Below are 19,443 nucleotides of genomic sequence, written 5' to 3' on the forward strand. Positions count from 1 at the left end.
GACATGACCGACTTCGATAACCAACTGCGAAAGTTCCAGAAAGAGCTCAGTGCCGGCACCGTCTCGCTGGCCCTGTTGGCGGTATTGGCCTCGGCCGCCGAGCCGATGTACGGCTACCAGATCGCCAAGCGCCTGGAGCGCGAAGGCGAGGGCGTGCTCAGCGGCAAACAGAGCGCGCTGTACCCGGTGTTGCGCAACCTCGGCGCCGGCGGCCTGCTCGACAGCCACGTCGAGCCCTCGGTGACCGGTCCGCCGCGCCGCTATTACCGCATCACCGAAACCGGACTGTCCGTGCTGCGCGAATGGGTCATGGCCTGGCGCGCCACCCGCGATTCCGTCGATTCCGTCCTTCAGGGGCTAGCACTATGAACACCACCGCCACCGGTTCCTTCGCCCGCCCCGACAGCGCACTGCCGCAGTCGATACCGGACTACCTCGATCGCCTGCGCGCGGCTCTGGCCGGCGCCGACAAGGCGCTGATCCAGGACGCGCTGTACGACGCCGAGGAATACTTGCGCTCGGAGATGGCCGAGAACCCGGGCCAGAGCGAGGCCGAAGTGATCGCCGCGGTCGCCGGCAGCTACGGCGCGCCCGACGAAGTCGCCGATATCTATCGCGACACCGAGGTCAAGGTGCAGACCGCGTTGCGCCCGCCGGCACCGAAGCCGCGCCAGTCGCCGCTTGGGCGGTTCTTCGGCGTCGCCGCCGAACCGCGCACCTACGCCGCGCTGTTCTACATGCTGTTCTCGCTGGCGACCGGCATCTTCTACTTCACCTGGGTCAATGTCGGCGTGTCGCTGTCGCTGGGCCTGCTGGTCCTGATCATCGGCGTGCCGCTGCTGATTCTGTTCCTGGGCTCGGTGCGGATCCTGTCGCTGGTCGAAGGCCGCCTGGTCGAGGTCATGCTCGGCGAACGCATGCCGCGCCGGCCGCTGTACCACAACCGCGAACGGCCGCTCCTGGAACGCATCAAGGACATGTTCGCCGATCCGCGCACCTGGACCACGCTGATTTACATGCTGCTGATGCTGCCGCTGGGCATCGCTTACTTCACCGTCGCGGTGACCGGCCTGAGCGTCTCGCTGTCGCTGATCTTCTTCCCGCTGCTGCGGCTGTTGGGCATCGGCACGGTGCAGTTCGATGGCTACGACGTGTTCATGGCCTGGGAACCGTGGTCGTGGCCGGTGGCGATGTTGATCGGCGTGGCATTGCTGTTCGCGACCCTGCACGTCGCACGCTTCGTCGGCAAGTTCCACGGCCAGATCGCCAAGCACCTGCTGGTGCGCTTGGGCTGAGAGCAGGGGAAACGGCAGTCGCCGCCGCGATCGGCGATCTTCGATCGCTGCGAGAGTCGAACCAGACGAAGCCGGCCCGAGGGCCGGCTTCGTCGTTGTGGTGTGTACCTACCGCCGAACGCGCTGAGCTGCTGGCCTTCGTCGCTGCTGTCGCTGTTCCCCCCTTTGGAAAAGGGGGAAGGGGGGATTTGCTTTTGCTTGGCTGCGCGCATCGCGCTGAACGGCAAATCCCCCGCGCCGAAACTGCATCGGGCTTCGTGCCGTGTCGGGCGCTTGCCCCCTATCCAACGGGGGCGATGTGAGACGGGGCCAGGCTGCGTATCACTGCATGAAGCAGTTCACCTTGACCTGCAGGAAGCTGGCCTGTTCCTGCTGCATCGCGGCCTGGCAGACCGGGTCGGTCGACGAGCCGGCCTGCTGGCACTTCATCGCGCGTTGCTGCGAAACGACGTTGTAGATCTGCCGGTTGACCGAGCACTGCGGCGTCGGTGCCGGGCATTGCGCATCCATCACCTGCCAATAGACGTTCTCGACCTGCTGGCGCTGCTGGCAGATCGGGCTGTTCGGGCCTTGCGTGGTGCAGGCCTGTACGCGCTGGATGTGGCTGATTTCGACTTGGATACGCGAAGACTGGCAGGCCGCGGTGGCGGCGGAAGCCGCACCCGAGCACAGCATCAGGGCGGACAGGACGGCGGAAACGGTGGCGAGTTTCATGCGGTTCTCCTTGAGCCGGGGCAATGGAACGAGTCGAGGGGTGAAGCACGATCCGGGGCAAGAGCGCGGCAGAGCGCCGATGCTTGCGACGGGACGTAGGGGCCTGCGATCGCAGTCGGCGATCGCGCTTGCGATGAGGTCGATGGATGAGGCAACGCAACGCGACGCGCAGGCCTCGGCGCTGCGGCGGGCGATGACGAGATAACGATGCGATGCGGCATGGGCCTTCCTGGCGTGTCGCGAACGGCGTGGCCGGTTCGCGTGGTCCTGATCAGTTCGAACCGATTCGTCCGAGCGGATGCGTTCGAGCCGACTCGATGCGGCGGCGACGTTCAAGCGGCATTCGGCGGCGGGCGCGGCGATCCTTCGGCGGGCTTCAGCGCCGAATGTATCCGCAAAATTCGCCGGGTCCTCGCGGGGACGGCTGCGTTTGCTACCCAGTCGACAGTTTTTCCGTGCGGATCGGCCGGGTTCACGGATAAAAAAAGCCCGATGCATGGCATCGGGCTCGGGTTGCGGCGGCTGTGCGCGCTATGGCGCGGGAAAGCTCACGCCGCGTACTTGGCGATGAACTTGCGCACCTGCGGATAGACCTGCTCGCGCCAGCGGCGGCCGCTGAAGATGCCGTAATGGCCGGCGCCGAGGATGGTCAGGTGCTCGCGGTCGGCTTCGGCCACGCCGGTGCACAGCGTGTGCGCCGCGCGGGTCTGGCCCTGGCCGGAAATATCGTCGAGTTCGCCTTCGATGGTCAGCAGGGCGGTGTTCTTGATCGCGCCCGGATTCACCCGTTCGCCGGCGACGTCCCACAGCCCGCGCGGTAACAGGTGCTCCTGGAACACCACGCGGATGGTGTCGAGGTAGTACTCGGCCGGCATGTCGAGCACGGCGTTGTATTCGTCGTAGAAACGGCGGTGCGAGTCGGCGTCTTCGAGGTCGCCCTTGACCAGGTCCTGGTAGAAATCCCAGTGCGACTGGAAATGCCGCTCGGGATTCATCGCGACGAAACCGCCGTGCTGCAGGAAGCCCGGATAGACGCGGCGGCCGCGGCCGGGGAAATTGGCCGGCACGTGATGGATCAAATTGCCTTCGAACCACCACAGCGGCTTGTGCACGGCGAGGTCGTTGACCTGGGTCGGGCTTTCGCGGGTGTCGATCGGGCCGCCCATCATCACCAGCGAACGCGGCGTGGCTTCGCCGCGCGCGGCCATCAGCGAGACCGCGGCGAGCACCGGCACGGTCGGCTGGCACACGCTGATCACGTGCAGGGTGTCGGCGCCGATCAGGCGGATGAAATCCTGGATGTAGGCGACGTAGTCATCGAGGGTGAAGGCGCCGTCCTCGGCCGGCACCATGCGCGCGTCGACCCAGTCGGTGATATAGACCTTGTGATCGCGCAGCAGGGTCTTGACCGTGTCGCGCAGCAGAGTGCTGTGGTGGCCCGACAAGGGCGCGACCACCAGCACCGGCGGATCGTCCTTGAGCTCGGCGATGTTGTCGGCATCGTCGGCATAGCGCTTGAAGCGCAGCAGCCGGCAGAACGGCTTGCGCTGCATCTCGCGCTCAATCACCGGATAGGCGTTGCCGTCGATCTGGATGGAGTGGATGCCGAACTCGGGCTTCTCGTAATCCTTGCCGACCCGGTACAGCAGTTCGTAACCGGCGGCCAGGCGCGAGGCGCCGGGCACGGCCGAAAGCCAACTGCCGGGCGCGGCGAACATCTTCGCGCCGGCTTCGGCCCAGTAGGTCATCGGCGCCATCCAGGCACGGCCGAGTTCATGCATCTGATAAAGCAGCATCGGATGGGACTCTCTGTGACGTTACGACTGTGGCGGTACGGCCTGAGGCCGGAGCGTCGAGGCTCCGGCCCGGGTGGTTTGCTGCGCCGCAGCATAGCGGATTGGGACGGCGGTCGCGTGAATGGCCTTAGCGAGTGCGACCCGCGTTCCAGGATGCGCTGAGACGCCGCGGCGTCGCGGTTTGTGGGCTTACTCGGCGGTTTCCAATGCCGCGGTGCCGCCGCGCAACTCCGGCGCCAGCCACAGGTGCGAGCCCAGGCTGGCGAAGCCCTGGGCGGCGAAGCGTTCGCGATAGAACTTGGCCGGGCGGCGCTTGAAGCCGACCGTGTCGCCTTCGATGCCGTCCTCGCGGCTGAAGGTCTCCAGGAAGGCGACGCCGCCGCAGAGTTCGGCCAGGCCGGACAGGCCGCGGTCGAGTTCGCGGGTGTCCAGGTAGTGCAACACGTCGCTGCAGATCAGCAGGTCGACCGGGGCGCAGGGGCGCAGGAACTCGAAGTCGCCGAAGCGCGCCAGATGCAGGTTGCGACTGCGGCCGTAACGGCCGATCGCGTACTCGCTGCTGTCGAAACCCAGATAGCTCGCGCGCGGCCGCAGCTTCAGCAGCGGCGCCCGCCACGGCCCTTCGCCGCAGCCGATGTCGAGCACGCTGCGCAGCGGGCGCTCCAGGTGGTACTCGGCGGTGGCCACGGCCAGCGCGACCTTGCGCGCCAGGCGGGCGCTGCCGCCGATGGCCTGGTCCTTGAGGGCCGGGTCGCGGTACCAGCGCTGGAAGTAGTCGCGGTCGTACTGTTTGCTCATGGGGTCATCGGCGTTGCGTGGAGCGTGGCATCCTATCGTGCCCGGCCGGCGGACAGGGTGCGACGCGCGCCTGCGTTGTATTCGATGATGGTTTCATCGGTTCCGCCCGCCGACACCGCCAGCCGACTTCAGGACGCCCGCGCATGAATGCCTATCTGTGGACCAAGACCTTCCATCTCGTGTTCGTGATGGCCTGGATGGGCTCGGTGTTCTACCTGCCGCGGATCCTGGTCAACCTGGCCGAAGCCGGCGACGAGCCGGCGGTGCGCGCCCGATTGGTGCTGATGGGGCGGCGCCTGTACCGCTTCGGCCACATCATGTTCGGCGTTGCCGCGATCCTGGGCGGCGTGCTGTGGTTCGTGTTCCACATGAGCGGCGGCTGGCTGCACGCCAAGCTGACCGTGGTCGCTGTGATGCTGGCCTATTACATCGTCACCGGCCGTTGGCTCAAGGGTGTCGATCAGGGGCGCGCGCTGCCGTCCTCGCGCAACTTGCGCATCTTCAACGAGATCCCGGTGTTCGCCCTGATCGCGATCGTCTGGCTGGTGTTGGCTAAGCCGTTTTGAGCCGGGAATGGGGATTCGGGAATCGGGATTCGTAAAAGCGGGATTCGTAAAAGCGGGAATCGTGGGCGGGCCGACGCTGGCGACCTGGTAACGAAAACGGCGACCTGCCGGCAGGTCGCCGTTTTGTTGTTCGCCAGTGCGCCGAAGGGCAAATCCCCCGCGCCGAAACTGCATCGGGCTTCGTGCTCAGGTCGGGCGCTCGCCCCCTTCTTCAAAGCGGGCGATGGGAGTCTGCGATGGCAGAGAGTGTTCGGGGCCTACGTTCAGCCCTTGCTTTTGCTGTTCCCCCCCTTTGGAAAAGGGGGGCAGGGGGGATTTGCTCTAACGCGAATGCTTCAACGATTCTTGAAATCGTCCGCTTTCGGCAGCGCCAGCGGAATCGCGTTCGCGTCGCAATCGCCCTTCGCGCACAACGCCGCGCGCAGCTTCGGCATGCTCTGCAGCATGAAGTGGTAGATCGTGTTCTGCTCGACGCTGCCGCGCACGGCGTCGCTGCCGGGGCCGCGCGCCCAGATGCCGACGTCGTCGCCGCCATGGGTCTCGGCGTTGGTCGGCACCAGCGCTTCCTGCATGTAGTCCGGATGCGCGGTGTCGACCTTGCTCAGGTCCGGGCGGCCCTTCTCGGCCATCTGCGTGCCGCTGACGGTGTGCGGATAACGGTGCGGACCTTCCGGTTGCTGCGCGCTGGCGCCGACGTAGCCGGGGCCGTTGCTGTAGCTGAGGGTGGTGTAGGGCATGCCGAGCGCGTCGCGGGCGTAGTCGCCCGGGTCGCCTTCTTCGCCGCTGCTGCCGCGCACCTTGCCGAGCATCGGGTTGCCGCGCACCGGGTAGCCGACGAAGCTCAAGGTATGCGAGTGGTCGGCGGTGACTAGGATCAGGGTGTCGTCGGCCGAAGTCGCCTGGTTCGCAGCCTCCACCGCTTCGCTCAGGGCGATGGTGTCGGTCAGGGCGCGGTAGGCGTTGCCGAGGTGATGGGCGTGGTCGATGCGTCCGCCTTCGACCAACAGCACGAAGCCCTTGTCGCCCTTGATGCGCTTGAGGCGTTCGATCGCCGCGGTGGTCATCTCCGCCAGCGAGGGTTCGCCGGCGCCGTCCTGCGGGCGGTCGTGCGAGAACTGCATGTGGTCGGGCTCGAAAAGGCCGAACAGCGGCTGGTCCTTCGGCGCCGCGGCGAATTGCTTGGCGTTCCAGACATAGCTGCCGCCGGGGTGGCGCTGCTTCCAGGTCGCGACCAGATCGCGGCCGTCGAGGCGCTGGCCGACCTTGTCGTCGTACTCGGGGTCGCGCTGTTCGGCGGTCATGAAGTTGCCGCGGCCGCCGCCGAGCAACACGTCCGGGCCGGTGCCGTAGGGCGATTCGATCATCTGCCGGGCGATGTCGGCGCAGCCTTCGGCCTTGGCTTTCTCCGGCAGGTCCATGTCGTTTTCCCAGTTGCGATCGGCCGAATGGCTGAAGGTCGCGCCAGGGGTGGCATGGGTGACGCGGGTGGTGGTGACCACGCCGGTGGCCAGGCCGCTGCTCGCGGCGAGTTCCCACAGGGTCAGCATCGGTGCCGCCAATGCGCCGGCGCAATCGCCGCGCGCGGCCTGCTGGCCGATGCTGAGCACGCCGGCGCGGGTCTTCACCCCGGTGGCCATCGCGCTCATGGTGCCGGCCGAATCGGGCGTCTGCGAGTCGGTGTTGTAGGTCTTGCTGAGCGCGGTCGCGGGGAAGCGTTCCCAACTCAGGCGGTTCTCTTCGCCGGGCGCGCCCTTGAGCTGGCCGGCGAGGATGCGCGCGGCGGCGACCGTGGTCAGGCTCATGCCGTCGCCGACGAACAGGATCACGTTCTTGGCCTGGCCGCCGCTGGCGCCGCGTTGCGCGGCCTGGGCGGCGCCGTCGCGATACCACCAGGCCGGCGTCTCGCCCTGCGGATGCTGGATCGCGGGGACGTCGATGGCGACGCCGTGTGCCGCGGGCGCATCGGCGCGCGTGGGCGCCGATGCGGCGCAGGCGCTGAGCAGCGCGGGAACGAGAAGGACGGAAGCGGAACGCAGCTTGGACATGGACGGCCGGCTTGGGATGACTAGCCGGCGATTATGCCCCGGGTCTGTGACGGCGCGGCGCTGGCACCCGGGCGTCGCTTTGCGGGAACAGGCGGGAGCGGGGGGCGGGTAAGCAGGAGCGAGGAGTGAGGAGTGAGTAAGGGCCGGAGCAACGCCGTTGCCTTCGCTCACTCCTCACTCCTACCCACTCACTTCTAGCTTCAAATAGCCTGTCCCAGCCGCAGGTCCGAGCGGTGCTCGAGGAAATTCACCACCAACCCGAGCCCGATCACGAACGCGGCGACTACCAGGATCTGGTTGAGGCCGACCTGCCGCAGCACCACGCCGCCGATCAACGAACCCAGGGCGATGCCGATGTTGTAGCCCGACACGGTCAGGCTGGAGGCGATCTCGGCCGAACCCGGGATCAGCCGGCGCGACACTTCGATGCCGTAGTGGCCGAGCGACGGCGTCGCGCTCATCGCGAACAAACCAAGCACCAGGATGCCGGCGTAGGCCGCCGAGGGCAGGCCGATCAGGAAATAGATCGCCAGGAACAGCGCCGCGATCAGGGCGTAGTTGAAGCCGATCGTGCGCGATACGCCAAAACGCGCGGCGGCGATACCGCCGACGTGGTTGCCCAGCACCACGCCGATGCCGAACAGCAACAGCAGCAGGTTGGCGGTGTCCTGGCTGTAGCCGAGCGAATCGATGATGAGCTTGGGCAGATAGGTGTAGGCGATGAAGTAACCGCCGAACAGCAGCACGATCTTCATCAGCGCCGACAGCACGCGCGGGTTGGAGATCACTTCGACGAAACCGACCTGCTGCGCAGCGGCCTCGCGCGCGCCGGCGCGCGCCGGGATCCAGCGCCACATCGCCGCCGCGGCGATGAAATAGCTCGCGCCGAGCAGCCAGAACGTCGCTTGCCAGTGGTAGTGATCGCTGACGAATCCCATGATCGGAATGCTCAACACGATGGCGATGGTCAGGCCGGACACCACCTGGGACATGCCCTCGATGGTCGAGCGTGGGCTGAGCTTGCCGGCCAGCGGCATCGCCAGCGAGAAGAACAGGCCGTGGTTGGCGCCGAGCAACAGCCGCGCGACCAGCAGCAGGCCGAAGTGCTCGCTGGCCGAAGCGAGCACGGTCAACACGCCGGCCAGGGCCATCGACACCGCCAGTGTCAGGCGGGCGTCGTAACGCTGCAGCAACCGAGTCAGCAGCGGCGCGCCGATGGTCACGCCGATGGCGTAGATCGCCACCAGCCACCCGAGCTCGTCGCTGCTGCGGTGCAGTTGATGGCTCAGCGACGGAATCAGCCCGACCGTGCCGAATTCGGCCGAGCCGAGCGCGAAGGCGCCGAGCAGGAGAGAAAACAGGGGTTTGTTCATTGGGCGGGAATCGGGGATCGGGAATAGGGAATGGGACGAGCAAGAACAGCGAAAGCGAGAAAGGCGGGGCGAAAGTACGGATTGTTGCGGAACCGCTTCTGCGATTCCCTATTCCCGATTCCCCATTCCCGGCGGCTTACAAATGACTGCCGCCGCTGGCATCGAGCGTGGTGCCGGTGAGCCAGCGGCCGTCGTGCGAGGCGACGAAGGCTACCGCATCGGCGATGTCCTCCGGTTGACCCACTCGCCCGATCGCCTGGCTCTGCAAAATCGCCGCGCGGCCGGCCTCGTCCTGCAGGAAGGTGTTCATGACCGTTTCGATGGCGCCGGGCGAGACGTTGTTGACGGTAATGCCGCGCGCGGCGAACTCGGGCGCGAGCTGCAGGGTCAGGGTTTCCAGCGCGCCCTTGCTGGCGGCGTAGGCGGCCAGGCCCGGGGTGGCGACGCGGGTCGACAGCGAGGAGATGTTGACGATGCGGCCGCCTTCGTTGAGGCGCGGCGCGGCCTGCTGGATGGCGAAGAACACGCCTTTGACGTTGACGTCGAACAGGCGGTCGAACTGCGCCTCGGTGGTGTCGGCCGGTGTGGCGGCCACGGCGACGCCGGCGTTGTTGACCAGGATGTCGAAGCCGGGCCGGCCGTTGGCGTCGAGCAGGAAACGATCGAGTTCGACATAGGCCTGGACGATCGAGGCGACCGAGCCCAGGTCGGCGCCGATGGCGACCGACTGCACGCCGAGGGCGCGGATCTCGGCGGCCACCGCCTCGGCTTCGTCGCGCGAGGCGCCGTAGTTGATCGCGACATGGGCGCCGTCGCGGGCCAGGCGCAGGGCGATGGCGCGGCCGATGCCGCGGCTGGCGCCGGTCACGAACGCGGTCTTGCCGTGCAGGGGGTTGCTGGAAAGCGTGCTCATGTCGGGTGTCCGGAGAGGAGGGGCGGCTGGGGAGGGCGATGTGTTATTCTGTTGTTCCGATATTCGGAACAATGGAAACCATAGCAGCAGGCCTCGGCTTGTTGCAAGCTGTCGCCATGAGACCCCTGCATCACCCCGCCATCGACGACATCGAGATGACCAGCGTGCTGTATGCGCTGGCCGATCCGGTGCGCCTGGGCATCGTCCGCTCGCTGAGCCGCGACCATCCGGTGTCCTGCGTCGGCGCCTGCATCGGCGAAGACCTGCCGCGCGCGACCTTGTCGCGGCACTTCGACGTGCTGCGTTCGGCCGGCCTGGTCAACACGGTCAAATCCGGAACGCAGTATCTCAACACCCTGCGCTGCGACGATCTCGAACGGCGTTTCCCCGGCCTGCTGCGGGCGATCCTGGCCGGTGCCGGCGGCTCGCAGCCGGCCAGGAAGCCGCCGGCCAAACCTGCGCCGAAGCCGGTGGCCAAGGCGCCTGCGCGCGGACGCCGCGCCGACGCTTCGCGCACGCCGCCGGCGAAGGCCCGAGCATGAAAGCGCGGACTGCGTCGCGCTGTTTTGCCGAAGCGGTCGCTCTTCATGAAATTTCGTTGCCGGCTTATGCGCTAGGGTTTGCCGGCGGCGTATCGAACCTGTTTATGGTGTGCCGCTCGCTCCGCGCCGGGCTGGTCCGGCCGGAGTCTTCCGACGAATCTTCTGGATAGTCCGTCATGACCGCCTTGCTCTCCGCGTGGTTCCGCATTCCGTTCTGGCAGCGCGTGGTCGGCGGCTTCGTGCTCGGCGCGCTCGCCGGCTGGGCCTTCGGGCCCGCGGCTGAAACCTGGTTCGGCCCGCTCGGCGATCTTTACGTCACCCTGATCAAGATGATCGCGGTGCCGCTGGTGTTCTTCGCGGTGATCAACGCGGTGGCCTCGCTGCATGGGCAGAAGTCGATCGCCGCGCTCGGCGGACGCACCTTCCTGTGGTTCGCGGTCACCGCGGTCCTCGCCGTCGGCATCGGCCTGGCGGTCGGCACCGTGCTACAGCCCGGCAGCGGCGTGATGGGGCTGGCGATCGACAGCGGCTACAAGCCGCGCGACGTGCCCAGCGTGACCAAGGTGCTGCTCGACGTGGTGCCGAGCAATCCGTTCTACGCCCTGACCGGCATCGGCGCGACCAAGAACGCCGCCGGCGAGACCGTGCTCGCGGCCGGCAAGGGCTCGATCCTGCCAGTGATCTTTTTCGCCGGCCTGCTCGGCTTCGCGATGGTCAAGCTAGGCGAGAAGGTCGCCGGGGTGCGCAAGCTGGTCGGCGAGACCAGCGACCTGATGATCCAGGTCACCCGCTTCGTGCTCGAAGTCACCCCGATCGGCACCTTCGGCCTGATCGCCGCGCTGGTCGGCGCCTACGGTTTCGAGAAGCTGCTGCCGCTGGGCAATTTCGTGTTCGCCCTGTACCTGGCCTGCGCCCTGCACATCGTCGTGGTCTACAGCGGCCTGCTGCTCGCGCACGGGCTGAACCCCTTGAAGTTCTTCCGCGGCGCCGCGCCCGGCATGCAGGTGGCGTTCGTAAGTTCGTCGAGCTTCGCCGCGATGCCGGTGGCGATGCGTTCGATCACCCACAACCTCGGCGTCAATAAAGACTATGCGGCGTTCGCCTCGCCGCTGGGCGCCAGCATCAAGATGGACGGCTGCGGCGCGATCTATCCGGCCCTGTGCGCGGTGTTCATCGCCCAGTACACCGGCACGCCGCTGACCGCCGACCAGTACTTCATCGTCATGATCGCCTCGGTGCTCGGCAGCTTCGGCACCGCCGGCGTGCCCGGCACGGCGGTGATCATGGCCACCGTGGTGCTCAGCGCCGCCGGCCTGCCGCTGGAGACCATCGGCTATCTGTATGCGATCGACCGCGTGCTCGACATGATGCGGACCATGACCAACGTGACCGGGCAAATGCTGGTGCCGGTGCTGGTGGCCAAGGAGACCGGCCTGCTCGACAAGGCGGTCTACGACGCGGCGCCGACCAATGTCGGGATCGAGGAAGAAAGCAAAGCCTGAGCGAGGACGAAGGCCATGCAGGGTGCGAGGCGTCGAAACAAGCGTGTAGGCAGAGTGGTAGCGGCCCTGGGGTTCGCGAGCGCGTTCCGGTGGCCGTCGCTGCTGTTGGCTTCGAGCCTGCTGGCGGCGTGCGCGACGCACCCGAACCTGCCCGAGGCCGAACAGACCGGCCGCAGCGGCCAGGTCGGCGTGCGCTCGATCGACAAGCTGATGCCGGCCAGCGAGCGCATGCAACTGGCCGACAACGAAACCTTCCAGATGCCCCTGGCCGAATACGGCAATCCCAATCCGCTGTATCCGCCGGTGCTGCTGGCCCAGCGCCTGCCGCCGCAAACCATCTGCCTGCGCGTGGCCATCGGCGAGGACGGCAAGGTCATGGACAGCCAGCCGATCGACGATGCCGCCAGCGGTTGCCCGCGCCCGGCCCAGACCGACCCGCGTTTCGTCGAGGCCGCGCGCAATGCGGTGGCGCAATGGCGTTTCGACCCGGCGTTCCGCTGCGTCTATCCCGGTGCGCGACCGATCGACGAGCAGGGCTGCGTCAGCGGCCGCGAAGAAGCGGTCGCGGTGAGCCTGGCCTTCAGCTTCGTGTTCGAGCAGGAAGACGGCAAAGGCTCGGTGCGGGTCGGCGGATAAGCCGGCGCGTTCGTCGGCCGGATCGAAGATACTGGCGGCCTGCACAGCGAAGGAGGTCGGCATGACCTTCGAATTACCCGCGATCGAACTGGTCGAAATCTTCCCGCAGATCGAGGACTACTGCCGTTTGCGTATCCTCGCCGGCATGTCGCCGCGCACGCCGCAGGCAGCGGCGCGCGGCCTGCCGAACACCTTGTACGGGGTCAGCCTGTTGCGCGAAGGGCAGGTGGTCGGCATGGGCCGCATCATCGGCGACGGCGGTTGTTTCTACAGCGTGGTCGACATCGCGGTGACGCCGGACCTGCAAGGGCGCGGATTGGGCCGGCGCATCCTCGACGCGCTCGACGCCTGGTTGCGCGCGAATGCCGAGCCTTCCGCATTCGTGACCCTGGTCGCCGACGGCGACGCCCGGCATCTCTACGCCAAGTACGGTTTCGCCGAGAGCGCACCGCATGCGGTGAACATGGAATATGTGGTCGGCGCACGCAGCGCAGGCTGAGCGTCGACGGCAAGCGTTCGAGGACCAGCGCCGGACAAGGCGTCTCAGGAGGAGCGGATGTCGGTGGAAATCGTATCGCGGCCGATGACGGACGCGGAACTGAGCGAGCTGGCGTCGCTGAGCCGGGCTGGGCCCACACCGGTCAAGACCGCGTTTGAGAGCTGGGTGGTCGCGACGGCGTCGCTGAGCTTGGCGATGGCCTTGCTCATCATGGGCGCGGGCTGGGTGGCGCGGAGGTTGTTCGGCGCCGGGGCCTGGGGCGACGACTACGCTTCCTTCGCGATTCTGGTTTGTGCAGTCGCGATCGCGCTGGGCTGCGCGGTGTACGCCTGGCGCCACGGCCGCAGGCTGAGCCGCACGCGTGGCGTGTCCCGCGAGCGTTATCGGGCCGATATGCGGGCGGGGACGGTGAACGAGGAGCACTACGAGTTCAGCGAATGCAAGTCGCTGGCCGAGCCCGAGCACGGCGGCGGCCTGGTCTACCTGCTCAAGATCGATGCCGGTCGTTGCCTGGCAGTCTACGACTACGACAGTCTGCGCATCGCCATGGACGATGGCGATCCCTTGAGCAGCCCGATGACCCCCTGCCGCCGCGCGACGCTGCGCCGCGCGCCGGTTTCGGCGCACGTGTTTTCGTTCGAGTTCGATGGCGAGCCCTTCGATAAGAGCCCGCAGGGCGAGCTGCCCGCGCAGGTGGAGTGCTGGCCGGAGCACGGCGAGGTCTGGGAAGTGTCGTGGCACGAGATCGAGCGGCGGCTCGACGGCGCTTGAGGCGGACCGGCCGCCCTCAAACCCGCGAGAACTTCCATGACTGCATGCGCCCGTCGCGATAAGGCATCACCCCGTGGAAGGGGCGCGGGTCGGCGTCGAACACCAGCGGCAGGAACTCGCGGTCGCCTTCCCACATCGGCAGTTCGTGCAGGCGCTCGATCGGCACCCAGTCCAGCGCGCCTTCGGCATTGCTCGCGAACGGCGTGCCCTCGAAGGCGGTGATGGTGAAGACGAAGCCCAGCCAGTCCTCGCCGTGCTTGCCGAAGCCGGGCCAGCTGATGGTGCCGCGCAGGTTCATCGCGGTGCAGTCGATCCCGGCTTCCTCGAAGATCTCGCGGCGCATGCCGGCGACCACGTCCTCGTCGGCTTCGAGCTTGCCGCCCAGGCCGTTGTACTTGCCCAGCTGATGGTCGTCGGGGCGCGCGTTGCGGTGGACCATCAGGACTTGGCGGCCATCGGGCGAAATCACGTAGCCCAGGGTGGCCACGATAGGCGTATACGGCATCGGCGGGGGGTCGGCGGAGCAGGGGCGCGGGCCGCACAGTGTCGGCGATTCGCCCCGCAACGACCAGCGCCGTCGATCCCCCTACGTGACTTTCGACCCGTATCGGCGGGCCCTTCCCGGGTTAGGGTGCCGGAGCCTCCGGCGCGTCGCAGCAGCGGTCCCGCGACGGCCGACGGACTCATTCGACAGGACAGGGAGATTCCCATGCGCAAGCCTCACCTCTGCGTGCTGCTGGCCGGTCTGACCACGATCACGACCGCCGCGTTCGCCACTGCGCACGCGGCCGAGAGCGATCGCTGGCAGTTGCCGGTTGCGGTCAAGAAACTCGACAACGGATTGACCGTGGTCGTCTCGCAAGACCACAACTCGCCGACCGTCGGCGTCAGCGTGGTCTATCACGTCGGCATGCGGCTGGAGCCGAAGAACCGCACCGGCTTCGCCCACCTGTTCGAGCACTTGATGTTCCAGGGCACGCCGGTCGCGCCGAAGGGCGTGTTCGACCAGGTCATCAGCGGCGGCGGCGGACGCAACAACGGTTCCACCCGCGCCGATTTCACCAATTACATCGAAGTCGCGCCGGTCTCGGCACTCGACCGCATCCTGTGGCTCGAAGCCGACCGCATGAAGACCCTGGACTTCAACCCGACCACGCTGAAGAACCAGCAAGACGTGGTCAAGGAAGAGATCCGGGTCAACGTGAAGAACCAGCCCTACGGCGGCTTCATGTGGATCGACATCGGCCAGCACGCATTCCAGAAGTGGGAGAACAACCACGACGGCTACGGCAGCTTCCAGGATCTGGAGAACGCCAGCCTCGAGGACGTGCGCTCCTTCCACCGCGACTACTACGGCCCCAACAACGCCGTGCTCGGCATCGCCGGCGACATCACCCCGGAAGACGCCTTCAAGCTCGCCGACAAGTATTTCGGCGCGATCCCGGGGCGTCCGACCCCGCCGCCGCCGGATTTCGCCGAGGGCCTCAACACCAAGGAGAAGCGCATCGAGCAGACCGATGCGTTGGCGCAGGTGCCGGCGATCGCCGCGGCCTGGAAGATGCCGACCCGCGGCAGCCGCGACCACGCGCCGATGGCGGTGCTCGGCAGCCTGCTCGCCGGCGACGAGGCCTCGCGCCTGTACCAGGGCCTGGTCAAGCAGCGCCAGATCGCGCTCAACATCGACGCGCTGTACGGCCTGACCGACCCCTGGACCTATAACGGCCCGACCTTGTTCACCCTGTTCGCGTTGTACAAGCCCGACACCAACGCCGATGCGGTGCTCGCCGCGATCGACGAGGAAGTGGCGAAGGTCGCCCGCGACGGCGTCGATGCGGTCACTCTGAAGCGGGTCAAGACCCACATGCTCGCCGATTGGTACAACGGCCTGGAAAGCTACATCGAACGCGCCGACACCGTCGCGCGCATGCAGACCCTGTGGGGCGACGCCAACGTGGTCAACAAGATCCCCGGCTGGATCGAAGGCGTGACCTCGGCCGATCTGCAGCGCGTCGCCAAGACCTATCTGACCCGCGCCAACCGCACCGTGATCGACCGCAAGCCGGTCGCGATGGCGGCGCCGGCCGCGAAGCCCGGCGCGGCCGCGCCGTCGGCGACGAACTGAGGAGGAGACGACATGAGAATCCATAACAATCTGCTCGCCCTGTCGACCTCGTTGGCCCTGGTCTGCGCGGTCGGCACCGCCGTCGCCGGCCCCGCCGCCAAGCTGCCCCAGCAACTGCCGCCGCTGGCCGCCGACAAGGCCCTGCCGGTGCCGCAGATCGCCCAGAAGACCCTCGCCAACGGCCTGCAAGTCTGGGTGGTGCCGCGCAAGGGCCTGCCGCGCGTCGATTACGCACTCGCGGTGCGTAGCGCCGGCTATGCCAGCGACGGCCCCGACGCCTCGGGCTTCGCTTCGTTGTATGCCGGCCTGCTGACCCAGGGCACGGCCAAGCGCAACGCCAAGGCGATCGCCGAGGCTGCGCAGGGCTACGGCGGCGCGATCGGCGCGAACGCACTCAACGACGGCGTGCTGCTCAGCGCCAACGCCTTGCCCTCGCAGGCCGAGCCGATGATCCGGCTGCTGTCGGAAGTGGCGCAGCAGGCGAACTTCCCCGATGCCGAGGTCAAGCTCGCCCAGGCCAACGCCCTGCAAGGCTTGAAGGTGTCGCAGGCGCAGCCGAGCTTCAAGGCCACGCGTGCCTTGCTGAAGGCGACCTACGGCGATCACCCTTACGCACGCAGCCAGCCCACCGAAGCGGCGATCGGCGCGGTCACCGCCGAGAAAGTGCGCGCCGAACACGTGCGCCGTTTCCGTCCGGACCGCGCCTTGTTGATCGTCACCGGCCGGATCGGCGCGGAGGAGGGCTTCAAGCTCGCCGAAGCCGCCTTCGGCCAGTGGAAGGCCAGCGGCGAAGCCATCGCCGACACCGCACCGGCGCGCGCCAGCGCTGACCCGCAGCGCATCTTCGTGCAGCGCGACGGCAGCGTGCAGTCGGCGGTGCGCCTGGGGCGTCCGGCGATCGCCGCGACCGATGCCGACTACCTGCCGGCGCAGTTGGCCGGCATCGTGCTCGGCGGCGGTTTCAGCAGCCGCCTGATGCAGAACCTGCGCGAAGACAAGGGCTATACCTACGGCGCGCGCGGCGGCCTCAACGCCTTGCGCGACGGCGGCAGCATCCAGGCCTCGGCCGACGTCCGCAACGAAGTCACCGGCAAGGCGATCGGCGAATTCATCTACGAATTCGGCCGCATCAACGACTACCCGGTGCCGGCGCAGGAGCTCGAAGACACCAAGCGCTACGTCGCCGGCGGTTATCTGATCGGCAACCAGCTGCAGAGCTCGGTCGCGGCCTCGTTGGCGAGTAATTGGCTGTACGGCCTGCCGCCGGAATTCCTCGGCGAGTACGTGCCGAAGATCCGCGCGATCAGCGCCGAGCAGGTCCAGGCGATGGCGAAGAAGTACTACGCCTCCAAGGACCAGTCGATCGTCGTGGTCGGCGATTACAAGGCGGTCGAGGGCCAGCTCAAGGAATACGGCGAGTTCAAGCTGGAGAAGTAAGCCCGGCCCATCGTCGCCAACAACTAGCCCCGGCCGTTCGCGGCCGGGGCTTCGTCGTTTTGGAAGCTTGTGGTCCGGATGTCGAGCCGACGGCGCTCAGTTCTCGCCGAACCATTTCAGCACCACGCCGATGGCGAGGCCGGCGAAGACCAGCCCGACCACGCCGTACAGCAAGCCGGTAAGGAACAGGCCGTAGCCGCCCGGAAACGCGCCGACGACGGCGCCGGTGACCAGCGAATACGCCCCGTACAAGGGGATGAAGATCAGCCGCGCCAGCCACACCCCGCGCTCGCCGCGCTGGTCGCGAGGGACGGGGCTGCCGGTGGCGGCCCAGCGCACCGCCATGCGCGCGAGTACGACCGGCGCGAACAGCAGCGCAACCGCTTCCAGCGCCTTGTAGCCGAGCACCAGGCCGACCGCGAGCATGCCGCCGCCGATCAGCATGGCGGTGTCGTCGCCGGGCGCGCCGAAGCGGGCGAGGCCGGCGCCGATCAGGAAGGCGACGACGAAGATGCCGAAGCCGTAGAACACTTGTTTCATGCGGTCGCCCGTTCAGGTCTTGCGATCAAAAAGGCGCCGAGCCAGCTGGCCGGCAAAGGCAACAGCAGTCCGGCGACGGTCATCCACAGCGGATGCGCGAACATCATCGACACCGCGATCACGCTGGCGACGATCAGGGCGCCGACCGTAAGCGCGGCGCCGCGGCGGTGGCGGCGCGCGATCAGCGCCGCGACCAGGCCGCCATCGAAAGCACCCACGACCCAGCCGGCCACGACCAGGGCCATGGCCGAGAACGGCGCGGCCGCCACGTGCGCGGCCAGCGCGACGGGATCGCGCGGATCGGTGCCGGGCGCGAACGGATGCAGGCGGGCCGAGCCGAACTCGAACAAGTGCATAGTCGCCATCGCCGCCAGCATGCCGACGATCACCGCCAAAATCGTGCGAATCATGGTTCCGTCCCTCCCCGGATCGGATGCGCGGAGCATCGCCCCACGGACGCCGGGTTTCAAGCTCCCGCCGTTGCGGCGCGTCGCGCATAATCGGCGCCTCGCCACGGAGCCCCTCCATGCCCCCAGCCAATCCCGCCGTCTCGCCGGTGCGTCTGCTCGCCTTCGCCGGCAGCCTGCGCGCGGGCTCCTACAACCGCCGCCTGATCCCGGTGTTGGCCGAAGGCGCGCGCACCGCCGGCGCCGAAGTCACCCTGATCGAACTGCGCGACTACCCCTTGCCGATCTACGACGGCGACATCGAAGCCGAGGCCATGCCCGAGCACGCGCGCCGCCTGCAGGCCTTGCTGGCCGAACACGACGGCCTGCTGATCAGCACGCCCGAGTACAACGGCTCGATGCCGGCCCTGGTCAAGAACACCCTCGACTGGATCTCGCGTCCGCTCGCCGACGGCCGTTCCGGCACCGCCCTGTTCGCCGACAAGGTCGCCGGCATCGTTTCGGCGTCGCCCGGTCCCCTCGGCGGACTGCGTTCGCTGCTGGTGTTGCGCGACGCCTTGGCCAAACTCGGCCTGATCGTGGTGCCGCAGCAGGTTGCGGTCGGCCAGGCCGCCGACAAGCTCACCGATTTCGGCCAGTTGAACGACGAGCGCCAGCGCGACGCCGTGCATCGCGTCGGCGCCGCCGTGGTGCGCCACCTCAAGGTCTACCAGGGAGCTCCGGCATGAAAGGTCAGCAACGCGAATTGAACCTGCGCTTCCTGGCGCAACCGACCGACGTCAACTATGGCGGCAAGGTCCACGGCGGCATGGTCATGAAATGGATCGACCAGGCCGGTTACGCTGCCGCAGTCGGCTGGAGCGGCAAGTACAGCGTGACCGTCGCCGTCGGCGGCATCCGCTTCGTCGCCCCGATCCGGATCAGCGACCTGGTCACCGTGCACACCAAGTTGATCCACACCGGCACCAGCAGCATGCACTTCGCGGTCGACGTGAAGGCCCGCGACCCGGGCCTGGACGACGGCGAGCCCGAAGAGCGCCTGTGCACCCACTGCGTGATCGTGTTCGTCGCCATGGACCAGGTCGAAGGCAAACCGACCCCGGTGCCGTCGTGGACCCCGGTGACCGAGGACGACAAGCGTCTGGCCGAGTACGCGCTCAAGGTGATGGAGTTGAGCAAGGGGATCGAGGCGACGGTGGAACGGTACGTGCACGAGGGGTGAGGTTCGCCCGCTGCGCTCGGGCCCGGGCTTGTGTAGGAGCTCTGGGCTTGTGTAGGAGCGACGTGAGTCGCGACCGAGGGACGCGCAGAATCTTTACTGCCGTCGTTGCCGATCGAAGCCACGAACTGTCGCCGGGTAGGAGCGACGCAAGTCGCGACCGCGCAGCTCGCAGTTGTTGCGTACCTTGCCGCAGAGCGATGAAACAACGTCAACATCTAAAGCTTCCGTCCGCTGACGCGGCCGGGTTACTTTCTTTTGCTGGCCC

Annotated in this window: 21 protein-coding genes; 12 read left to right on the plus strand and 9 right to left on the minus strand. The window is 67.5% G+C overall.

The features are described from left to right. Positions 1 to 3 precede the first annotated feature (3 nt). Both EX88_RS0115475 and EX88_RS0115480 read left to right on the plus strand, forming a co-directional pair. Positions 4 to 369, plus strand: a complete 366-nt coding sequence (locus EX88_RS0115475; protein ID WP_031372897.1) for a PadR family transcriptional regulator — start codon at positions 4 to 6, stop codon at positions 367 to 369. Then, positions 366 to 1,295, plus strand: a complete 930-nt coding sequence (locus EX88_RS0115480) for a sensor domain-containing protein (RefSeq protein WP_031372898.1) — start codon at positions 366 to 368, stop codon at positions 1,293 to 1,295. Before EX88_RS0115475 ends, EX88_RS0115480 begins: the two co-directional genes overlap by 4 nt. Positions 1,296 to 1,616: 321 nt before the next feature. Here EX88_RS0115480 and EX88_RS0115485 read toward each other — a convergent pair whose 3' ends face one another. From EX88_RS0115485 to EX88_RS0115500, 3 genes are all read right to left on the minus strand, one after another. Beyond that, positions 1,617 to 2,009: a hypothetical protein gene (locus EX88_RS0115485; protein WP_031372899.1), complete on the minus strand. Its 393-nt coding sequence runs from the start codon at positions 2,007 to 2,009 to the stop codon at positions 1,617 to 1,619. A 548-nt stretch (positions 2,010 to 2,557) separates the two neighbouring features. Then, positions 2,558 to 3,802, minus strand: coding sequence for a polyhydroxyalkanoate depolymerase (locus EX88_RS0115495; RefSeq protein ID WP_031372900.1), 1,245 nt, complete (start codon positions 3,800 to 3,802; stop codon positions 2,558 to 2,560). A 192-nt stretch (positions 3,803 to 3,994) separates the two neighbouring features. Next, positions 3,995 to 4,603: a class I SAM-dependent DNA methyltransferase gene (locus EX88_RS0115500; RefSeq protein ID WP_031372901.1), complete on the minus strand. Its 609-nt coding sequence runs from the start codon at positions 4,601 to 4,603 to the stop codon at positions 3,995 to 3,997. A 143-nt stretch (positions 4,604 to 4,746) separates the two neighbouring features. Here EX88_RS0115500 and EX88_RS0115505 point away from each other — a divergent pair, with 143 nt between their 5' ends. Next, on the plus strand, positions 4,747 to 5,169 hold the full coding sequence (locus EX88_RS0115505) for a CopD family protein (RefSeq protein WP_031372902.1): 423 nt from the start codon (positions 4,747 to 4,749) through the stop codon (positions 5,167 to 5,169). A gap of 335 nt (positions 5,170 to 5,504) precedes the next feature. Here the strand turns inward: EX88_RS0115505 and EX88_RS0115510 are convergent, their stop codons facing one another. The 3 genes from EX88_RS0115510 to EX88_RS0115520 form a co-directional block, all read right to left on the minus strand. After that, complete coding sequence (locus EX88_RS0115510) at positions 5,505 to 7,214, minus strand: alkaline phosphatase (RefSeq protein ID WP_031372903.1); 1,710 nt, start codon at positions 7,212 to 7,214, stop codon at positions 5,505 to 5,507. A 200-nt stretch (positions 7,215 to 7,414) separates the two neighbouring features. Beyond that, positions 7,415 to 8,587: an MFS transporter gene (locus tag EX88_RS0115515; protein WP_031372904.1), complete on the minus strand. Its 1,173-nt coding sequence runs from the start codon at positions 8,585 to 8,587 to the stop codon at positions 7,415 to 7,417. A 136-nt stretch (positions 8,588 to 8,723) separates the two neighbouring features. Then, positions 8,724 to 9,500 carry an SDR family oxidoreductase gene (locus tag EX88_RS0115520; RefSeq protein WP_031372905.1) on the minus strand — a complete coding sequence of 259 codons (777 nt, stop codon included), beginning with the start codon at positions 9,498 to 9,500 and terminating at the stop codon, positions 8,724 to 8,726. Between the two features lie 116 nt (positions 9,501 to 9,616). Here EX88_RS0115520 and EX88_RS0115525 point away from each other — a divergent pair, with 116 nt between their 5' ends. From EX88_RS0115525 to EX88_RS0115545, 5 genes are all read left to right on the plus strand, one after another. Then, a complete protein-coding gene (locus EX88_RS0115525) occupies positions 9,617 to 10,042 on the plus strand; it encodes an ArsR/SmtB family transcription factor (RefSeq protein WP_081931062.1) in 426 nt (141 codons plus the stop codon). A gap of 176 nt (positions 10,043 to 10,218) precedes the next feature. Next, the gene (locus EX88_RS0115530; protein WP_031372907.1) at positions 10,219 to 11,544 is read left to right on the plus strand and encodes a dicarboxylate/amino acid:cation symporter; all 1,326 of its coding nucleotides are present in this window, start codon (positions 10,219 to 10,221) and stop codon (positions 11,542 to 11,544) included. 54 nt (positions 11,545 to 11,598) lie between these two features. Beyond that, a complete protein-coding gene (locus EX88_RS0115535) occupies positions 11,599 to 12,180 on the plus strand; it encodes a hypothetical protein (RefSeq protein ID WP_152566299.1) in 582 nt (193 codons plus the stop codon). 61 nt (positions 12,181 to 12,241) lie between these two features. After that, a complete protein-coding gene (locus EX88_RS0115540) occupies positions 12,242 to 12,679 on the plus strand; it encodes a GNAT family N-acetyltransferase (protein ID WP_051885173.1) in 438 nt (145 codons plus the stop codon). A gap of 57 nt (positions 12,680 to 12,736) precedes the next feature. Beyond that, positions 12,737 to 13,450, plus strand: coding sequence for a hypothetical protein (locus EX88_RS0115545; RefSeq protein ID WP_031372910.1), 714 nt, complete (start codon positions 12,737 to 12,739; stop codon positions 13,448 to 13,450). A gap of 16 nt (positions 13,451 to 13,466) precedes the next feature. Here EX88_RS0115545 and EX88_RS0115550 read toward each other — a convergent pair whose 3' ends face one another. Further along, complete coding sequence (locus EX88_RS0115550; protein ID WP_031372911.1) at positions 13,467 to 13,955, minus strand: NUDIX hydrolase; 489 nt, start codon at positions 13,953 to 13,955, stop codon at positions 13,467 to 13,469. 204 nt (positions 13,956 to 14,159) lie between these two features. On the opposite strand from EX88_RS0115550, the gene EX88_RS0115555 reads away from it, so the two are divergent. Beyond that, positions 14,160 to 15,572 carry a M16 family metallopeptidase gene (locus EX88_RS0115555; RefSeq protein ID WP_031372912.1) on the plus strand — a complete coding sequence of 471 codons (1,413 nt, stop codon included), beginning with the start codon at positions 14,160 to 14,162 and terminating at the stop codon, positions 15,570 to 15,572. Positions 15,573 to 15,584: 12 nt separating this feature from the next. After that, the gene (locus tag EX88_RS0115560; protein ID WP_152566300.1) at positions 15,585 to 17,009 is read left to right on the plus strand and encodes a M16 family metallopeptidase; all 1,425 of its coding nucleotides are present in this window, start codon (positions 15,585 to 15,587) and stop codon (positions 17,007 to 17,009) included. 96 nt (positions 17,010 to 17,105) lie between these two features. Here the strand turns inward: EX88_RS0115560 and EX88_RS0115565 are convergent, their stop codons facing one another. Both EX88_RS0115565 and EX88_RS0115570 read right to left on the minus strand, forming a co-directional pair. Then, the gene (locus tag EX88_RS0115565) at positions 17,106 to 17,549 is read right to left on the minus strand and encodes a hypothetical protein (protein WP_031372914.1); all 444 of its coding nucleotides are present in this window, start codon (positions 17,547 to 17,549) and stop codon (positions 17,106 to 17,108) included. Beyond that, on the minus strand, positions 17,546 to 17,959 hold the full coding sequence (locus tag EX88_RS0115570) for a hypothetical protein (RefSeq protein WP_031372915.1): 414 nt from the start codon (positions 17,957 to 17,959) through the stop codon (positions 17,546 to 17,548). The genes EX88_RS0115565 and EX88_RS0115570 overlap by 4 nt, the downstream gene beginning before the upstream one ends. 116 nt (positions 17,960 to 18,075) lie before the next feature. Between EX88_RS0115570 and EX88_RS0115575 the strand changes: the two genes are divergently transcribed. Both EX88_RS0115575 and EX88_RS0115580 read left to right on the plus strand, forming a co-directional pair. After that, on the plus strand, positions 18,076 to 18,684 hold the full coding sequence (locus tag EX88_RS0115575) for an NADPH-dependent FMN reductase (RefSeq protein WP_031372916.1): 609 nt from the start codon (positions 18,076 to 18,078) through the stop codon (positions 18,682 to 18,684). Continuing rightward, complete coding sequence (locus EX88_RS0115580) at positions 18,681 to 19,178, plus strand: acyl-CoA thioesterase (protein ID WP_031372917.1); 498 nt, start codon at positions 18,681 to 18,683, stop codon at positions 19,176 to 19,178. Before EX88_RS0115575 ends, EX88_RS0115580 begins: the two co-directional genes overlap by 4 nt. The last annotated feature ends 265 nt before the right edge of the window (positions 19,179 to 19,443 follow it).

It is taken from the genome of Lysobacter antibioticus (assembly GCF_000731095.1).
Classification (GTDB): Bacteria; Pseudomonadota; Gammaproteobacteria; order Xanthomonadales; family Xanthomonadaceae; genus Lysobacter; species Lysobacter antibioticus_B.